1 protein-coding gene and 1 pseudogene are annotated in these 881 nt (G+C 64.5%); both read left to right on the top strand.

The genetic code is table 11. From position 1 onward, the window contains the following. The first annotated feature begins 276 nt into the window (after positions 1-276). Positions 277-468 (top strand): hypothetical protein, encoded by a 192-nt coding sequence (locus MOV75_RS39940; protein WP_026202495.1) that lies wholly within the window; start codon positions 277-279, stop codon positions 466-468. A 174-nt stretch (positions 469-642) separates the two neighbouring features. Beyond that, positions 643-881, top strand: a pseudogene (locus tag MOV75_RS39935) (hypothetical protein); the annotation flags it as partial.

Raw genomic sequence — 881 nt, 5'->3', positions numbered from 1 at the left:
CCGGCGGCGCTCATGGTCCGGCAATTGACCGGGCTACGGATCACCTGGGCTGCGACCGGCCTGCGACACGCCGCCTGAACGCGCGGCCCCGGCGGTATCATCGGCCCGCCGGTTCCATCGCTATCACTCTGAAAAGACTGAAAAATGTGCGTGTTTGCCATGCGGGCATGGCGCTGGCCAAAACTACCGGCTGCGTGCTATACAGCGCCTGGGTTTCTGGCCGGCCGTCGCAGTGGGACCATGGGCGAGGCAGGCGTTGTTTGAGTGGAGAGGGTGTTGAAGCACAAATTCCCGATTGGAACGCGCGTATTGTTCACGGCCAGCAACGTCGCGCGCCCCGCTGCCAGCGGCTCGTATGAGGTCATCCGTCTGCTGCCGACCGACGGCGATGATTGCCAGTACCGGATCAAGAGCTCGACCGAAGCCTTCGAACGCGTCGCCAAGGAAAGCCAGCTCGCGCTCTCCTGAAACCAGCACGCGCTCCTGAAGGCTGACGCACCCCGCGCATTGGTGCCATCAGGGAATTGTATCCTGCCGCCGTCAAAAGGCCCGCTTCACCTTCAAAAGGTGCGCCGGGGCAGTTGCCGACTCGCGGTGCTCGCTTGACCATTCGCTCTCTGCTCGGGTGAGGGGACGTCGCGCATGAACTGGGCATTGGCCACTTCGCTCGACCAAATCTGGCGCTCGCCGGCCTTTCCGATGTGGATGACGCTGGCCGCTGCCGGATTCTTCGGGTTGATTCTCCTGATCACGCTGCTGCGCGCCGACAGGTCGGTCGCCAATGGCGCGCTGACGGTGATCACGCTGCTGTCCATCGCGATCGCCGGAGCCGCCACTGTGCGCGTCTATGGACCGGCGGGGCAGGACGCCCCGACCGAAGC

Origin of the sequence: Bradyrhizobium sp. PRIMUS42, assembly GCF_023006515.1 — a bacterium.
In the GTDB taxonomy this organism is placed as follows: domain Bacteria; phylum Pseudomonadota; class Alphaproteobacteria; order Rhizobiales; family Xanthobacteraceae; genus Bradyrhizobium.
The sequence above is the reverse complement of the archived record's forward strand: the minus strand, read 5'-3'. Positions and strand labels throughout refer to the sequence as shown.